This window comes from Aromatoleum petrolei, from assembly GCF_017894385.1.
Classification (GTDB): Bacteria; Pseudomonadota; Gammaproteobacteria; order Burkholderiales; family Rhodocyclaceae; genus Aromatoleum; species Aromatoleum petrolei.
Map to the genome: position 1 here is coordinate 241,088 of NZ_CP059560.1, position 17,209 is coordinate 258,296.

The window sequence follows — 17,209 nt, forward strand, 5'->3', positions numbered from 1 at the left end:
CGCTCCCCCGTCACAGCGAAATGACCTTGCCGGTGCGGGCGCGGCGCTGCGAATAGCCGAGCGCGGACGACAGCTCCAGCGCCGCGGCGCGGATGTGGGTAACCAGGCTCTCGCGCAGCCCCTCCTCGATCTGGCCGAAGGGCACCGTCGCGCCGAGCGCGGCAATTACCTGCCCTTCGCGATCGCGCACCGGCGCCGCGACGGTCGAGATGCTCGGCTCGAAGAAGCCTTCGCCGACGATGCAGTCGCGCCCCTTGTCGAGTTGCAGCAGGTTGAACAGATCCATCGCCGTCGCGGGCGTCTGCCCACTGTGACGCTCGAGATGCTCCTCCGGATAGAGCGCGCGCAGATCGTCGAGCGACAGCTCCGCCAGCAGGATGCGGCCGAAGACCGTCGCATGCGCCGGCAGGCGCGTGCCCACGGTGACCGAGGACGCGATCCACGAGGCCGGCGTGACCTTCGCGACATACACGATGGAACGGCCGTCGCGCACGACGAGGTTGCTGGCGTAGCCGATCTCGTCGCGCAGCCGGCCGAGGATGGGCATGCCAAGCTCGGTCAGTTCGAGCGAAGAGAGGTATTCGAAGCCCAGCCGCAGCACCGCGATGCCGAGGCGGAAATCGCGCCCGCCCTCGGCGCGCTCGACGAAGCCGAGGTCCTCCAGCGTTGTCAGCATGCGGAACACGGTCGAGCGCGGCAGGTCCAGCCGGCGCGCGAGCTCCGCCGCCGACAGCACCGGATCGTGGCGGCTGAACTCGCCGAGCAGGCGCAGGCCGCGCTCCAGCGCCGGCACCGAGTACTTGTTGCCTGGGTGGTCGAGGGAATTGTCGTCACTCACAGCACTCTCCTTTCATTTCGATGGACTCCCGCAGCGTCGCCGCGAGGAGGTGGGGAATCTCGACCGGGCTTGCGTGGCCGCAGCCCGGTAACAGAACCAGTGGCACGCCGTACGCGGCGGCGACCGCCTCGCAGGCCGCCGGCGGCGTCACGACGTCGTCGGCGCCGCAGAAGCAGGCGACCGGCAGAGGCGCGGGCGCGTAGCGGGCGAGATCGTCGCCGCACAGCAACTCGGTTGCCTGGCGATAGCCGTCGGCGTTCAGGCTCGCCATGTTCCAGCGCACCCATTCGCGCACCGACGCGCCCGCCGACGGCGACACGAGCCGCCCCGCGCGCTCCGCGGCCATGCCGGCCACGCCCAGCGCGGCCAGCGCCTGCAGGCGGGAGGCACGCACGCGCTCGCGCTCGGCGTCGAATTCGCGCGCACCGTAGCCGCGCGCCGGCGACACCAGGATGAGCTGCGCCGCGCGTCCCCGCGGGTAGGCCGCGGCGTAGGCGGTCGCCATCAGCGCGCCAAGCGAGTGCCCGACCAGCACACAGCCCTCGATGCCGAGCGTCGCGAGGAAGCCTTCGAGCGACTGCGCGTAGTCGGTCGCGAGCGGGCGCTCCGCCGCAAGCGGGGTCGAGCCGCCGTAGCCGGGCGCATCCCACGCGACGACGCGGAAGTCCCGGCCCGCCGCCAACGCAACATCGAGCCACGAGGCCGAGCTCGAGCCGATGCCGTGCAGGAGCACCAACGTGCGCCCGCCGCGGCCGGCCGTCCGGTAGGTCCAGCGCCGCCCGCCCTCGCCCGCTTCGACGAGCGGAAAATGCGTGCCGAGAGCAGCGAGGCGTTCTTCATGCGTTCTCATGTCCGTCGCCCCGCCTCAGTTCATCACGAAGCCGCCATTCACGGCGAGCAGCTGGCCAGTCGTGAAGCGCGCGAGATCGGACAGGCAGAAGAGCACCGCGCCACACACGTCCTCGGGCACCTGCTCGCGCTGCAGTGCGCGCTGCTCGATATAGAGGCGGTGACGTGCCTCGGGCACGTACTCGGTCGCCTCGACCAGCGTGAGTCCCGGCGCGATCGCGTTGACCGTGACGCTGCCGTCGCCGAGCTCGCGGGCGAGGCTGCGCGTCATCGCGACGATCGCACCCTTGCTCGCGACGTAGGCCAGCAGACGCGGCGCGCCCCACAGCGCGGTGTCCGAAGCGAGGTTCACCACCGCCCCGCGGCCGGAGGCGCGCAGCGCCGCAGCGCACGCGATCGTCATCAGCCAGGTGCCGCGCACGTTCACGGTCATCACGCGGTCCCAAGTCGCGACCTCGAGTTCCTCGGCCGGCACGCCACCCGAGTCGGTCACCGCTCCATTGTTCACCAGGCCGTCGAGGCCACCAAGCACCTCGCACGCCTGCCGCGCACAGCTGCGGATCGACTCCGGATCCGCGAGATCGAGCGACAGTGCATGCACCGCCAGCCCTTCGGCCGCGAGGCGTGCGGCTTCGGCCGCGGCGAGCTCGTCGCGCAGGTCGGCGATCACCACCGTGCCGCCCTCGCGCGCGATGCGCTCGGCAAAGGCGAGCCCCAGTCCGCGTGCGCCGCCGGTGACGAGCACCCGCTTTCCTGTCAGCAATCCATTCATCGCATCCATCCTCACACCGTGGTCCGGCTTGCCTTGGGCATGTAGTGCAACACCTTCTTCTCGATCAGGATCACCGCCGCATAGGCGACGATGCCAATGACCGTCAGGCCGGTGATCGCGACGAACACGCCGGCGGTGTTGCCCTGCCCTTCGGAGGCGACGAGCAGGAAGCCCAGGCCGAGGTTGCCGCCCACAAGCTCGCCGACCGTCACGCCGATCACTGCCAGCGTCGAGGCGATGCGCAGACCCGAGAACAGGTTCGGCAGCGCCGACGGGAACTCGAGCAGAGTGAAGATCTGCCAGCGCGTCGCGTTGAGCGTGCGCACGAGGTTCACCATGTCCGGATCGACGGTGCGGATGGCCGCGAGCACGTTGATCATCACCGGGAAGAACACGATCAGGATTGCGACCAGGATCTTCGGGTACATCGTGTAGCCCAGCCACATCACGAAGAGCGGCGCGAACGCGACCTTGGGCGCGATCTGCAGCGCGAGGATGTAGGGCGAGAGCACCGCCTCGGCGGTCGGCGACAGGCCCAGCGCGACCCCGACCGCGATGCCCAGCAGCGAGCCGAGCACGAAACCGAGGAAGACCTCCAGCGCGGTGATGCCGGAGTGCTGGAGGAGCTGGCTTTCCGACCACATCCGTCCCGCCTCCACGACCGTGCTGGTGAGCGTCGGGAAGATGTACTCGGGCAGACCGACCCAGCCAGGCGCCCATTGCCACAGGGAAAGCGTCAGTGCGAGCAGCACGGCGCTGCCCCAAAGCGTGGAAGAGTTGTTCATGGCACTATGCTTCCCTGAATCACTGGCCCGTTTTCACGAACTGGTTGGTGTAGAGGTCCTCGACCGGGGTCGCGCGTGGCACGATGCCCTCGGCGAGATAGAAGTCCTGAACTTCCTTCAGGCGCGCCGCATCGATCAGCCCGAGCGTGTCCTGGCCCGGATAGACGTGCTTGCCGTAGAGGCGGAAGATCGCGACGAGCGTCGCCTCCTTGCCCTGGTAGGAGGGAACCGCGGCAGCAAAGGATTTCGCGGCGGCCGTCGGGTCCTCCATGATGTCCTTCATGCCGTGCAGCGTCGCCTGCACCAGCTTGCGCAAGAGCTCGGGCTGCTTCCTGATCGCCTCGTCCGAGGCGAGGATCGCCTGCGCCATGCTCTTGAACTGCTGCTCGGCGGGCAGCAGGTGGATGTCGCCGCCCGCCTCCTGCGCGCTAACCACCCAGTCCGGCACCCCCGCCATCGCCGCGGCCTGGCCGCCGGCGAGCATCTGCCACACGCCGGCCGGCCCCGACGCCTGAACCGAGACCTTCTGCTTGTCGAGACCGGCGAGCTTCAACGAGCCGAGCAGCGCGTAATAAGTGGTATCGGCGTAAGACATCACGGTCATCGTCTTGCCGACAAGATCCTTGACGTTGTTCACGCCCGAGGCCTTGGTCGCCGCGATCATCGTCAGCGAACCGCCGCCCAGCACTGCCACGGCCCGCACCGGCACGCCATTGGCACGCACGATGATGGGCGTGTCGCCGATCGCGCCACCGACGATCGCGTTGCCCGAACCGATCTGCTTGGCGACGTCGACGCCGCCGCGCGCGGCGACGAAGGTCACGTTGAGGCCCGCGGCGTCGTAATAGCCGTTCTGCTTCGCGACGATCCACGGCGCGAACGCGGGCAGCGTGGGGGGCGCGGGCAGCAGGTAAGTGATGTTCTCCTTGGCGACTGCCGCCGCGGGCAGGGTCGTGGCGAGGCTCGCGGCCGCGAACGCGGAGCCGGCGAGTTTGCGCAGGTTGGATGTCATGTTGGTCTCCTTTGGGGTGTCTATTTGTCTTGTAGGCGGCGCGCGGTACCCGCTCAGTGTCCTTCCAGCCCGTCCTGGCCGACCCGCAGCAGCTCCATCAGGCGGCTCACGAGCGGACCGACCTCGGGGAGCTTGCGGCGCTCGAGCGGGTTGTTGCGATGCGGCAGCGGCACGGTGATCTCCTCAATGATCGTGCCCGGCCGGTGGCTCATCACCAGCAAGCGGTCGGACAGCGCGATCGCCTCGACCAGGTCGTGAGTGATGAAGAGCGCGGTCTTCTTCGCGTCGTACAGCATCTGCGCAAGATCCTGCTGCAGCACCATTTTGGTTTGCGCATCGAGTGCCGAGAACGGTTCGTCGAGCAGCAGCACCTGCGGATCGGTCGCCAGCGTGCGGGCGAGCGCCGCGCGCTGGCGCATGCCGCCCGAGAGCTGGTACGGGTAGTGGTTCTCGAAACCGACGAGGTGGCACTTGGCGATCAGCTCGAGCGCCACCGCGCGGCGCCGCTCGCGCGCGACGCCGTCGATCTCCAGCCCGAGCTCGACGTTCTGGCGGATCGTGCGCCAGGGCATCAGCAGGTCCTTCTGCAGCATGAAGGAAATCTGCTTTACCGGTCGCGTCACGCGCTGCTGCGCGACATACACCTCGCCCTCGCTGGGCAGGTAGAGCCCGGCGCCCATGTTCAGCAGCGTGCTCTTGCCGCAGCCGCTGGGGCCGACGATGGAGACCACTTCGCCGGCGCGGATGCGGATGTTCAGATCCTTGACGGCGTAGGGCGGGTTCGGTTCGCGCTTCGTCGGGAAGCGCTTGCTGACGTTGCGGAACTCGATCTGGACGTCCAGATCCTCGCCGGTACTGGGGCGGCCGGCCTCCCCCTGCGGGAAGGATGGGCGGCGGGTGTTGCGGGTTTCGATCTCGATCACGACTTTTCCTCAAACACGGCAACGAGATGGTGGGCGCGACGCACTCGGCTCGGCCGCGCGGTGGTCCGGTACAGGGGGCTCGGCCGGCGGCCGTCGCTGCGGCGGCTACGCGGACAGGGAGAGCCGGGAATCAGAAGTGGAACTCCACGTTGAGCGTTGCGGTGTCGGTGTCCACGCCGGGGATGTCGCGGTTGCCGAACTTGTTGCGCCACAACTCGTAGCCCACACCCATCAGGAAGGTGTTCTTCTTGCCGAACGCGAGCTGCCCGGCATCAAGCATCAGGGCCGAGCGGAACAGCGTTTCCCTGCCGGTTTGCTTGTTGAAATAATCCTTGCCCTTCCTGCCGTTGTAGGCCAGAAAGCCTTGGTATTTCAAAGGCAGGCCGGCGAGCTGAAACGGGATGCCCCACGCGGCCTCGAGGCGCGGGTAGGGATCGAACTTGATGTCGGTGCTGAAACCGGGCACGTTGCGACACGCAGGCAGGCCGCAGTGGTTCCATTCCTGCGTATACAGCAGGCTCACGTCGAGGAAGCCGGGCACGTCGAACTTCAGCGTCGGGCCCACGACGAACATGCGCTTGCGCGGCGCGAAAGTGTTGTTCTTGGTCTGCAGGTCGAGGCCCGCGGTGATCGCGACGTCCTTCACCGGACCGAACGCGATCGGCGTGTCGCGCAATTTGCCGAGATGCAGCTGGTGGCGGTACGCGGCATAGAACTCGGTCGCGCCGTTTCGGCTACCATTGGCCGGGTCGGCGCTATCGGAGTTCAGGACGTCGAGGTTGAAGTAGTTCTGCCCGTAGCTGTAGCCGCCGACGTAGCTGAACTGGACGATGTGCTTGCGGATGTCGTCGTCGGTGCCGGGGTCGTGGAAGTCGTTACCGACCCGGTAACCGACCATCGCGTCGGACCAGGTGGCGGCAGGGGCGGGAATCGACGCCGTCGCGCCGAGCCCTGCGAGCAGGGCGGTCGCGGCGTACTTATGCTTGATGAACATGTTCTCCTCTCGCGGTGTGCGTGTTCTTGTCGTCGGTGCCGGCATGTTGTTGCTGGCTTTGTTTCACCTATGAAACAGCGTTCCTTTCTTGGAACGCCTCGAACGCTACTCGCGTCGCACTAGCGCCATCAATTAGGGTTTTCCCTGATTGTCTATTTATTTGCGTTCTGCTAAATGCGGACGCCTGGACAAGCTGCAGACACTCCACCGCAAGAAGGACGCGCCACCTTCGGCTCAAGAGCGCAGTTCCGCTCCTCACTTTCCTAATCTTGTCAATTCGTAGTTTCCGCAATTGCAGCACCTTGCACGACGGAAATAGGGTTGCGTTGTTCCGTGGGTAATCCCTTGTTTCACCTATGGAACATCTGGCGTACTGACGCACGCACCGCGTTTGCGGCACCGCCGATTTTTCCTTTTCGACACCGAGACCGGAGCGCCCCCGGCGGGCGGCGTGGCGAGGTCGAAAAGAACGAGCGCAAGACGAAGCCAAACCCGAGGAGGAAGCATGAACGACCACATCGCAAGCCTGACCGAAGAAGCCAGCCGGACCCTGCAGCGTCCGAACGGCGCGTCATTCGAGGACTGGATGAATTCCCGCTGCGTGCTGCGCTCGACGCGCAGCTACGACTGGAACGCGCTGAAGTTCCAGACCGAGGTCGATCCCACCTATGCGCGCGCGCAGATGCGCTACGTCGGCACCGGTGGCACCGGCGTGCATTCCGATGGCAACGTCGTACCGGCCGTGCATTTCACCTTTTCGACGATGAAGATCCCGGTCGGCCACACGGGCCCGCTACACCTGCACACGGACACCGAGGAGATCTTCTTCGTGCTGCGCGGCAAGGTGAAGGTGTTCTGCGAGTCGCCCGAGGGGGAGAGGTGGGAGGCGGTGGTCGGCGAGCGCGACTTGATCTCGGTACCGCCCGGCGTCTATCGCGGCGAACAGAACGTCGGCGACGAGGAGGCGCTGATGTGTGTCATGCTGGGTTCGCCGAGACCGGTTACGCCGACCTACAAGCCGGACGACCCGCTCGCCGCAATCAAGCGCTGAGCGGATCCTGAGCGCGCCGGTCGGCCGAGCGGCGATTCGCGGCACGATTTAGATCGCATCGGAGGTAGAGCATGTCCATCGATTCCTTTCGTGGCATCACGCCCACGCTCGCCGAGGGTATCTTCATCCACGACTCCGCCCAGGTGATCGGCGACGTGCGCCTGGGTCGCGACGTCTCGATCTGGTGCAATACGGTACTGCGCGGCGACGTCAACAGCATCATCGTCGGCGCCTGCAGCAACGTGCAGGACCTCACCATGTGCCACGTGTCGCACCGAAACGCGGCCAAGCCGGACGGCTCGCCGCTCATCATCGGCAGCCACGTCACGATCGGCCATTCGGTGATCCTGCACGGCTGCACGATCGGCGACGCCTGTTTGATCGGCATGGGCTCGATCGTCATGGACGACGCCGTGATCGGCCCCGAAGTCATCCTCGGCGCCGGCAGCCTGGTGTCGCCAGGAAAGCGCCTCGAAAGCGGCCACCTCTACGTCGGTCGGCCGGCCGTGCCGGTGCGCCCGCTCACTCCGGAGGAGCGCGTCTTCCTGCGCTACTCGGCCGAGCACTACGTCCGCCTGAAGAACGACTACCTCGCGCAGCTCCCCCGCGCGCGCTGAACCTTTCCCGCCCCCCGGCACCTCCCGGGGCGCAACGCAAGTGAACTGCGTCACTTCGGCGCAGTGCACCACGTCATCGGCCCCCGCCACCCCACACCCCTAACCTGTGCTCGCACCCTGCGGCCCGAGCGGCCGCGCGGTGTCCGCCAGAAATCCGCGCAGCCCCCGACGGCGCCACTCTCACAACGCACCGCCGGCCCCTGCGTCACCGTGTGGAGGTGCCCCATGAGATGCCGAAAGAACGTCCGCAAACTGATCGAGGCTCACAATGCCGCGGCGGACAAATCGAACACCGAGCTCGCCCGCTTCCGCGACGCCGTCGTCGCCCTGGGGGCCGCGCCGAGCGCGCTGCCGCCACCCCACGCGCAGGCGAACCGCTACGACGACTTCGTCTACGTGCACGAGCAATCGATGGCCGGACACCCGGGCGGCGACCCCGGGCCGCATGCCGCGCACCGCGGCCCCTTGTTCTTCCCGTGGCATCGCGAATTCCTGCGCCAGTTCGAAAATGCGCTGCGCGACGTGTCGGGCGACCCGACGATCTGCCTGCCGTATTGGGACTTCTCGCGCGACCAGGCGCCTGCCGACGCGGGCTATCCCTTCATCGACGATCTCCTCGGCGGCGACGGCACGGGCCCCGGCGGTGAGGTGCAATCGGGCCCGTTCGCGTTCGCCAACGGCTGGACGCTGCACCTCGGCTCGAGCGACCGCCTGCAGCGCGAATTCGGCGCGAGCACACCCTCGCTGCCCACGACCGCCGCGATCACCGGCGCGCTCGCGGAGACGACCTACGACAGCCCGCCCTTCGACCTCACCGTCGCTGGCGCGGACAGCTTCCGCAACCTCGTCGAAGGCTGGGTCGGCCCGCAGGCCGGCCCCAACCTGCACAACCGCGTGCACGTGTGGGTCGGCGGCTCGATGCTGCCGGCGACCTCGCCCAACGATCCGGTATTTTTCCTCAACCACGCCAAGGAAGACGAGCTGTGGGCGGTGTGGACGCAGAAGTACCCAGCCGTGCCGCACTACCTGCCCGACGACGGCTACGCGATCCCGCCCGCGCAGCATCACCTGAAACGCCTCAGCGACCAGATGGAGAACCTCGCCGAGTACTTCGGCGCCGGCACGCTGGAGCGCCCGGTCGATCTCCTCGACCACAAGGCGATCACCTGGTACGACACGGATCTGCCCGACATCACGCTCGAGTCGGGCCCGGCGCTCGCGTTCAACGACACGCCCGAGGGGCTCACCGTCGCGAAGCACATCCGCTTTCGCGTGCAGTCGTGCCGGCCGGTGTATTTCGCCGTCACCGGCGCGCCCACCGGAAACTTCTCTGTGTTCGGCGGGCCGAGCTTCACGGTGACGCCGGTGGAGGCGAACGATTTCGAGATCCTCGAGATCGAGGTACGCTTCCACGGCATCGGGCCCGACGTGCAGGTGAGCGCCGTCGATATCGAGGCTACGGTGATCGACGAGGAAGGCTATTACGCGGCCGCGCCAAACGACCCCTACGTCGCCGAGACCTTCCACATCGAGCTCGTCGCCAACGACATCGTCACCAGCGACAGCTCCATCGTGCTGGTGCTCGACCGCTCGGGCAGCATGGCCGAAGCCGCCAACAGCGGCTTCACGCGCAGCGAGCTGATGAAGAGCGCGGTCGGCGTCGTGCACGAGCTGATGAAGGACGGCGACGAGATCGGCATCGCGCGCTTCGACCATGAGGCCGACGTGCTGCTGCCGATGACGCTGAAGTCCGCCGGACTGGGCACCACCCTCACCGGGCCGGGGCTGGACCCGCGCGGCGCGACCAGCATCGGCGGCGGCATCCTTGTCGGCAGCGGGCTGATCAACGGCCCCGACGCGACGCACCCGAACAAGGCGATGATCGTGCTGACCGACGGCAACGAGAACTTCGACCCGCTGATCGCCGACCTGCCGCCCGGGACGATCAACCAGACGACCTTCGCGATCGGCTTCGGCCTGCCCGGCGACGTCAGCGACCCGGTGCTGAGCCAGATCTCGGCCAACACCGGCGGCTATCTGCTCGTCACCGGCGACATGACCGACGATGACGAGCGCTTCACGCTGGCGAAGTTCTTCATCCAGATCCTCAAGGACGCCACGCTCAACCAGCTCGTGCTCGACCCCGAGGGGCAGCTCCTGTGGAACGGCGTCGCGCAGGAGATCCCCTTCCAGGTCGCGGACTCGGACGTGTCGGTCGACGTCGTCACGCTGTGCCCGATCCCCTTCGCGCTCGACTTCCGCCTCGTCACGCCGGGCGGTCAGGAGATCACGCCGGCGATGTCGGGCGTCGAGCCCAATGTGCGCTACCGCGTGGGGGACGAGGTTGCGTACTACCGGCTGATGCTGCCGGCGCTGCCGGGCAACCCGGCCGGCTCGCACCGCGGCACCTGGCGCGCGCTGCTGCGGCTGCAGACGCCCGACGTGATCCTGAAGGGCATCAACACCTCGGCCGTGGCCGAGTCGGCCGCGCTGCAGGACGGCCTGCGCCGGCTGCGCGAGTTCGCGCGGCGTGCGACACCGTTCAACCTCTCGGTGCATGCCTACTCGAACCTCTCGCTCGACGCGAGCCTGCGCCAGGACGGCTTCGCGCCGGGCGACGCGCTGCATCTCACCGCGAGCCTGCGTGAATACCGCGTGCCGCTAGCGGGTGAGGCCACCGTCTGGGCCGACGTCGTCCAGCCCGACGGCAGCCGCGCGATGCTCCCGTTCGCGCGCGGCGCCGACGGCGACTACCACGCCGACTGGCCGACCTCGCGCCCGGGCGTGTATCGCTTCACGGTGCGCGCCGAGGGGCGCACGAGCGCCAGCGCGCGCTTCACGCGCAGCAAGGTGCTCACCGGTGGCGTGTGGGCGGGCGGCGACCGGCCCTACGATCCGGTCACGGGTGGCGGCGGCAGCGGTGGCGGCTCGGGCGGCGGTGGTGGCCATGGTGGCGATGGCGACGCCTGCTGCCGCACGCTGCGCTGCCTGATCGAGCACGTGCTGAAGTCGCCCACGCTCGTCGAGCGCTTCAAGGCGCTGGGCATCGACCTCGACGCGCTGCGCCGCTGCCTCGAAGCCGCGTGCGGCAGGCGCCCCCCGCCCGACGAAGGCCCGTGCCACAAGCCCGCCGCCGCGCAGGACTGGCGCGCGCTCGTTGCGACGCCCGAAGCGCGACGGCTGATCGGCACGCTGCTCGCGTCTGGCCTCGGCGGGCTCGAACCGCTGGAAGCCGCCTCGACGACGCCCGTCACGCGCACGCCCACGCGCGAGGTCAGCGGCGACAACATGTTCGAGCTGCCGGAGCAGCGGCCGACAGGCGGAGCGCCCGGAGGCTCCGGCGAACCGGGCCGCGGGAAGTCGCGCTAGGGCGCGCAGCCGGCCGGCAGCTGGAAGTAGTAAGCGCGGCCGGCGCTGATGATCGGCCCCACGGTCGTGCAGGTCGAACCGGTGTGCCGCACGGCCGCCACCGACTTGATCGCCAGGACCGTGGTGCCGGCGAGCGCGCGACATTCGGGCGCGCTCTTGTCCATCGTGCCGGGCAGCACGCAGCCCGGCACGTTGCGTCCCGCGCCGTCGACGACATAGATCTCGCCTTCCGCACCGAAGATCAGGGCGCCGATCGCCGACGCGGGCAGCTTCGGCGACGGTGCACCGCCGTCTTCGCCGTAGGGCGGCCTCATGCCCATCATCTGGCAGCCGGCCAGCGTGGCGAGCAGCGCACCGGCACCGACCACGCGCGCGATTGCCCCAATCGATCCGTTTCTGGTCGCTCTCATCTCGTTCTCCTGTCGCGGGCTAGAAGCGCAGGCTCGCCTGCAGCAGCACCGTGCGCTCCGGGTAGAACAGCGGCACCCTGGGGTTGCCGCTGAAATCGGTGTTCTGGAATGCCAGATCGCGATCGAAGAGGTTGTGCGCCGCCAAGGACAGGACGGCGCGCCGATCCGCACGCAGCCAGGCGAGGCGGACGTTCCCGAGCCACGCCGCCTCCGAGCGCGACGCGAGGCCGCCCGCGCCGTCCGCGATCGCGGCGCGCTGGCGCACGCGCACCGCCTCGAACTGCACCGCAAGGCGCGGCGCGGGCCGCAGCCACAGGCTCAGCGGCACGAGCTCGGTGCGCACGCGGGCGGGCAGCGACGGCGCGTTCGCCGGATCGTCGTCGAGGCGCAGCCGCTCGAAGTGCCATGCCGCCGCAACCGCCGCCCGCCGGCCCAGCGGCCACTCGACCCAGGCGCGATGCAGGCGTTCGTCCCAGTCCGCACGGCAATCTGCGGCGCCGCAGCCCAGTCCCGGCACTGCGAGCGTGCGGCGCGACCATTCCAGGCCCGTGCCGCCGCCATCGGCGAAGCGGTGGTCGAGCGCGATCGCGCGGCGCCGCCAGCGCGTGCCGTCAAGATCGTCGAAGACCTGATTGAAGCCCGCGAACTGCGTCGGCGCGAGCGTCCGATCATGGTACTTGGGCCCCTTCACGCCGTCGAACGCCGCCGCGCGCAGCGTCGTCGACGGCGTGACGAGGAAGCTCGCGCCGAGCTTGCCACTGGTGCGCTCGACCGATGTCGGCCGTTCCGCATCGAGCGCGTCATGCGCGACGCCGACGTGGAGGCGCAGCCACGGCCGAAGGCGCAGGTCGAGGTAGGCGAACAGCGCGTCGTACCCGACCGTCTCGCGCTTCGCCGGCGCGAGCGGCACCGTCAGGGGATCGGGCCCGAACAGGCAGCACAGGCTCGCATCCTGGCGCGTGCGCCGGCGCTCGCGGTAGGCGTCGGCACCGACGACCAGGCCTAGGCGGGTGCCGCGCACGCCGTACAGCACGCCCAGCTCCTCGCTGTCGAGACGCGTGCGCAGGTCGAAGTCGGCGCGCTCGAAGGGCAACATCGCGGCCCCCTCGAGCCGGTCGAGGCTGCGTTCGCCGACCTGCTGCGCGGCCGCCGTGACGATCAGCTCGCGCTCGACCGCCGGCTGGTGGTGCAGCGAGACGCGCGCGCCGTCGCGAGTCACACGATGGTCGAGACGCGTCGGCAGCGCCCCCACTCCGGCCAGCAATTGCTCGACGACCTCGCCCCCGCGCCGTTCGCCGGTCTCGAGCTCGGCGAGCAGCATCGTCGCCGGCGTCGCCACGAGCTGCAATCCGAGCCGCGTGCCGGTCAGCGCGATGTCGCGTCCGGCGCCGAGCGCCTCGCGGCGATAGTCGAAATGCCCGAGCGAGACCTGCGCGCGCTCGGCGGAGACGGAGCCGAGCACGCTGCCGCCGCGCGTCGCCCGCGTGCCTGCGAGCAAGGTCGCGGCGAACTGCAGCGGGCCACGCTCGAACAGCGCCGCGGCCTCCTCCGGCGCCAGCGCGCGCGGCGCGTCGACGATCGGCAGCTCGGCGGCGAAAAACTGCGGCGCCACCGGCAGCTGGCCCAGCGGCAGGCGCAGCTGCGTCTGCAGGAGCTCGCTCACACGCGCGCTCTCGAAGCGCGGCCGCTCGGCATGCGCGTCGGCAAGCAGGCGGTGGCCGGCCGGCCCGGCGGGGTCGTCATCGAGCGCGACCAGCGCCGCCGAGCGCAGTGACTCGTCGAAACCGACAGCGGCGTAGGCCGCACCGAGGCTCGCGCTGCGTGCCGCGCGGTCGATGTCGAGCAGCAACGGCGAGCGCAGCACCACGCGGTTGTCGTTCAACTCGAGCGCACGACGGCCGGCGGCGAGCGCGCCGAGCGGATCGTTGTCGCGCAGCAGGCGGAAGGCGTCGAAATGCCAGGGTGTCGGCGAGGCGGGGTCGAGACGGCGTGCGACCTCGAATTCCTTGCCGGCCAGACCGGCACGGTCTTCCTCGAGCTGGACGCGGCCGAGGTAGCTGCGCAGCTCCGCGTTGCCCGGGTCGAGCAGCACCGCGATCTCGATGTCGCGGCGGCCCGCGGCCGGTTCGCCCGCGCGCACCCGGGCGAGCCCGCTGCCGAACCACGCGAGCGGATCGGCCGAATCGGCTTCGATCGCGGCGGCGAACTCGGCACGGGCCGTCGCCGTCGCGCCGGCGAGAAGCTGCGCGAACCCCAGCAGCGCCCGGGCGCGCGGCAGCCCGGGCGCGCGCGCCAGCGCCTGCCAGGCCGACGCCCGACCTGCGTCGATGCGCGCGAGCGAGAGCTCGACCTCGGCCCGCCGCGCCCACGCGAAGGGGTTGTCCGGCCCGAGCTCGCTCGCGCGCCGCGCGGCTTCCAGCGCCGCGTCCATGTCGCCGTGCGCCTGCCAGGCGTAGCTCAGCGCCAGCGCTGCCGCGGGTGAGGCCGCGTCCGCGGCCCGGGCCCGCTGCGCCGCGGCCAGTGCCGCCGCGCGTTCGTTACGCGCGACGCGGATCAAGGCATCGAGCGCGGCGACGTCGGCCGCGGCGCCCCCGAGGCGCTCCACGAGGGCGCCCGCCTCATCGACACGACCCAGCGCGAGCAACAGCGCCGCGCGCAGCGTGTCGACCGGCAGCGCATCCGTAGCGGCGGCCGGCGGTAACGCGGCCAGCGCCTCGCCATGGCGCGCCTCACCCATCAGCTGCTGCGCGCGCGCGACAGCCTCGCGTGGAGACGGCGCGAGCCCCGCCAGCACCGCCTCGCCATGCCAGACGATCTGGGGATAGTGGATCGCCCACCGCATCGCGTCGAGCGGCCGCACCGCGATCGCCCTCGGCGGGGCGGCAGGCCCCGCCTCGATCGCCTCGCCCGCCTGCAACGCGGCCTCGCCGGACGCGTTGCGCGTGCGCACGACGCCGCTCGCGACGACGACCTCGGCGCGCGCGGGCGTGCTCGCGACCGTGAACTCGGTGCCCTCGACAAGGGCATTGACGAAGGGCGTGCTGACGCCGAAGCGCTTGCGCAGCCGGGTGACGACGTGAAGAAAACCCGCGACGAGACCCAACTCGGTGTCGCGCCCGGTTCCTGCCTGCAGCAGATGCAGCGTCGTGTTCTGGTCGAGCCGCACCAGCGTGCCGTCGGCGAGCACGATCGCCGCCCGCCCGGGCGCGCGCACCGTTACGATGTCGCCTTCGCACAAGTCATGCGGCGGCGCGATCGGCTGCCACCCGGCCTCCCCGGCCGCACGCCGCTCGACCGCCGCCTGCGCCGACATGAGGCGGCCAGCCACGACCTCGCAGTCGGCCGCGGCCGGGCCCGCCGCGCAACCCGCGGCGACCGCCAGCGCTTGCAGCCATCGCGCGCCGGAGGCGCGCCAGCCCGGAGGCAAGCTTCGCATTGTCGAGTCCTCGTTGGGGAGGGGCATGGAAGCGCAACCCGCTGCTCACTGTAGTCAGGGCCGATGACGACATCAAGAAATGAAACATCCCTTACAGTCGGATGTCCTTGCAGCCGATGCAAAACAGGTATCGCCGGCTACTTCCCGGGCAGCACCGCGACGCCCTGCCAGGCCGGGTCGCGCGGACGCGCCGCGAGCGCGCGACACTGCGCGAGATAGAAGACCGCGGGCCCTGCGTCACCGGCCTCGCGGGCGGCCGCGAATTGCGCCGCCGCGGCGCCGAATTCGCCCGCCACGAAAGCCTGCAGCCCTGCGCCGAAACGGGCCGCGGCCGGCGCGGGCAACGCCTCGCGCGACAACTGCAACAGCTCCATCGCCTGCCCCTTGCCGGCCAGCGCGAAGCGCCCGAGCGACCGCGCCTCGCCCGGCCCGAGACGATCGGCGACCGCGCGCGAAACCAGCACCCCGGTGTTCAGGTACTTGTTGGCGCCCTGGATGCGGCTCGCCGTGTTCACGATATCCCCCACCGCGCGCAACTCGTGTCGCCCGGGCGCACCAACCTCGCCGAAGAAGATCGGCCCGCAGTGCAGGCCCAGGCGGGTCGGCAGCGCGCCGTCCGCGCCGGGGCTCGCGTTCATCGCCCGGTCGAGCTCGAGCCCCGCGCGGCACGCCGCCGCGACAGCGGGCTCCGGACCGGTCTCGGCGATCCACAGCGACAACACCGAATCGCCCACCATGTCGGCAGCGTAGCCGCCATGACTCTCGACGATGGGGATGAAGCGCGCGAGATAGCGGTTCAGCAGATCGCGCGCGGCCTGCGGACTCAGCGACTCGGCGATCGTCGTGTAGGAGACGATGTCGCTGCACAGGCACACCGCGATGACGGTCTTGCCCTGCCCCCCGTCGCCGAGCACCGCTGCCAGCCTCTCGATCGCCGCGCGCGGCACGCCCAGCTCCAGCGCGCGCTCGAGCTCGCCCCGGCGGCGCAGCGCCGCGCGATGCTGGCGCGCGATCCCCAGCGCGCCGACGAGCGCCGGCGAGAACGCGAGCGGCAGCACGACCGGCAGCCACAGCCGCGCCGCCGAGAAGGCCCACAAAGCCAGCCCCGCATACACGACGCACACGCCGGCGGTCGCCGCGAGCGCCGCGCGCGGGCGTGCAAGGCCCCAAGGCAGCGCCAGCAGTGCCGCCTGCGCGGCCAGCAGCGCGAGCGCGGCCCCCTCGCCCGGCCGGCGCAGCCAGCTGCCTTCGAGCAGGTTGCCGAGCGCGGTCGCGGCGAGCTCGACGCCGCTCACATCGACGCCGTCGGCGGTGCTGAAAGGGGTACGGTAGGCATCGGTCTGGCGCGACTGGTTCGCCTCCGAATACCCCACCAGCACGGCCTTGCCACCGAAGGTCGCGGTCGCCGCCACGGGATCGGCGAGGAGTTCGAGCGCGCGCCCGTAGGAGATCGTCGTGACCGTGCCGAGCGGGCCGTACAGGTTCAGCAGGCGACGCGGTTCATCCGGCGACGGATCCTGCGGCGATCCCGCCACGCCCATGCGCGTGGCCAGCACGAGCGGGAGCGAGGGTCGGTCGCCCACCGTCGGCACCCGCGTCCAGAATTCGAACACCCCGTCGGGCGTCTTCGGCAGCACGAAAGGCGCGCTCGCGCCCGCCGCCTCGGCGAACAGCGGCAGCGGCGGCACCCTTTGGTCGGCGCTCGCGACGACGCTGCCGTCGGCACCGCGGACGAAGTCGCGCCGGATCGTCTCCGCCAGCACGACCCGCCCGGCGCGCCGCAGCGCGTCGGCGAGCGCCGCGTCCTCGGCCGGCTCGCGCGCCTGCGCAAACAGCACGTCGAACCCGATCACCCGCGCACCGCTCGCCGCGAGCCCCGAGATCAGCCGCGCATGCAGCCCGCGTGGCCAGCGCTCGGGCCGCTCCGGCACCCCTAGCGCTTGGGCCGACGCCGCGTCCATGGCTACAATCACAATGTCTTGTGGTGCGGCGACTGGCCCGCGCAGTCCATACAGGAAGCGCAGACCGAAGCTGCGCTCGAGCTCCGCGAGCGGCGACAGCCCCAGCGCGAGCGCGAGCAGCGCCCCCGCCAGTGCCATCCCGAGGGCGCCGCGCCAGGACGGTCGGACGGGGCCGTCCGCCGTGCGCCCCGG

At 70.2% G+C, this 17,209-nt stretch carries 13 protein-coding genes; 3 read left to right on the top strand and 10 right to left on the bottom strand.

The features are described 5' to 3' along the window. Window positions 1-10 precede the first annotated feature (10 nt). The 7 genes from ToN1_RS01050 to ToN1_RS01080 all read right to left on the bottom strand — a co-directional run bounded on the left by ToN1_RS01050 (window position 11) and on the right by ToN1_RS01080 (window position 6,173). Complete coding sequence (locus ToN1_RS01050) at window positions 11-838, bottom strand: IclR family transcriptional regulator (protein ID WP_169206411.1); 828 nt, start codon at window positions 836-838, stop codon at window positions 11-13. Beyond that, complete coding sequence (locus ToN1_RS01055; protein WP_169206412.1) at window positions 831-1,688, bottom strand: alpha/beta fold hydrolase; 858 nt, start codon at window positions 1,686-1,688, stop codon at window positions 831-833. The genes ToN1_RS01050 and ToN1_RS01055 overlap by 8 nt, the downstream gene beginning before the upstream one ends. Window positions 1,689-1,703: 15 nt before the next feature. After that, on the bottom strand, window positions 1,704-2,459 hold the full coding sequence (locus ToN1_RS01060; RefSeq protein ID WP_210147956.1) for an SDR family oxidoreductase: 756 nt from the start codon (window positions 2,457-2,459) through the stop codon (window positions 1,704-1,706). Window positions 2,460-2,470: 11 nt separating this feature from the next. Next, complete coding sequence (locus ToN1_RS01065) at window positions 2,471-3,244, bottom strand: ABC transporter permease (RefSeq protein WP_169206414.1); 774 nt, start codon at window positions 3,242-3,244, stop codon at window positions 2,471-2,473. Between the two features lie 19 nt (window positions 3,245-3,263). After that, window positions 3,264-4,256, bottom strand: coding sequence for an ABC transporter substrate-binding protein (locus tag ToN1_RS01070; RefSeq protein ID WP_169206415.1), 993 nt, complete (start codon window positions 4,254-4,256; stop codon window positions 3,264-3,266). A gap of 53 nt (window positions 4,257-4,309) precedes the next feature. Then, window positions 4,310-5,179, bottom strand: coding sequence for an ABC transporter ATP-binding protein (locus ToN1_RS01075; RefSeq protein WP_210147957.1), 870 nt, complete (start codon window positions 5,177-5,179; stop codon window positions 4,310-4,312). A gap of 130 nt (window positions 5,180-5,309) precedes the next feature. Then, window positions 5,310-6,173, bottom strand: coding sequence for a hypothetical protein (locus ToN1_RS01080; protein ID WP_169206416.1), 864 nt, complete (start codon window positions 6,171-6,173; stop codon window positions 5,310-5,312). A gap of 505 nt (window positions 6,174-6,678) precedes the next feature. On the opposite strand from ToN1_RS01080, the gene ToN1_RS01085 reads away from it, so the two are divergent. The 3 genes from ToN1_RS01085 (at window position 6,679) to ToN1_RS01095 (ending at window position 11,210) form a co-directional block, all read left to right on the top strand. Next, on the top strand, window positions 6,679-7,224 hold the full coding sequence (locus ToN1_RS01085; protein WP_169206417.1) for a cupin domain-containing protein: 546 nt from the start codon (window positions 6,679-6,681) through the stop codon (window positions 7,222-7,224). Window positions 7,225-7,295: 71 nt separating this feature from the next. Then, complete coding sequence (locus tag ToN1_RS01090) at window positions 7,296-7,841, top strand: gamma carbonic anhydrase family protein (protein ID WP_169206418.1); 546 nt, start codon at window positions 7,296-7,298, stop codon at window positions 7,839-7,841. 225 nt (window positions 7,842-8,066) lie between these two features. Next, complete coding sequence (locus ToN1_RS01095) at window positions 8,067-11,210, top strand: tyrosinase family protein (RefSeq protein WP_169208811.1); 3,144 nt, start codon at window positions 8,067-8,069, stop codon at window positions 11,208-11,210. Here ToN1_RS01095 and ToN1_RS01100 read toward each other — a convergent pair. The 3 genes from ToN1_RS01100 to ToN1_RS01110 form a co-directional block, all read right to left on the bottom strand. Next, the gene (locus ToN1_RS01100; RefSeq protein WP_169208812.1) at window positions 11,207-11,620 is read right to left on the bottom strand and encodes a hypothetical protein; all 414 of its coding nucleotides are present in this window, start codon (window positions 11,618-11,620) and stop codon (window positions 11,207-11,209) included. The genes ToN1_RS01095 and ToN1_RS01100 overlap by 4 nt on opposite strands. Window positions 11,621-11,639: 19 nt before the next feature. Beyond that, window positions 11,640-15,056, bottom strand: a complete 3,417-nt coding sequence (locus tag ToN1_RS01105) for a FecR domain-containing protein (RefSeq protein ID WP_169208813.1) — start codon at window positions 15,054-15,056, stop codon at window positions 11,640-11,642. Between the two features lie 137 nt (window positions 15,057-15,193). After that, the gene (locus tag ToN1_RS01110; protein ID WP_169208814.1) at window positions 15,194-17,155 is read right to left on the bottom strand and encodes a CHASE2 domain-containing protein; all 1,962 of its coding nucleotides are present in this window, start codon (window positions 17,153-17,155) and stop codon (window positions 15,194-15,196) included. Window positions 17,156-17,209 lie beyond the last annotated feature (54 nt).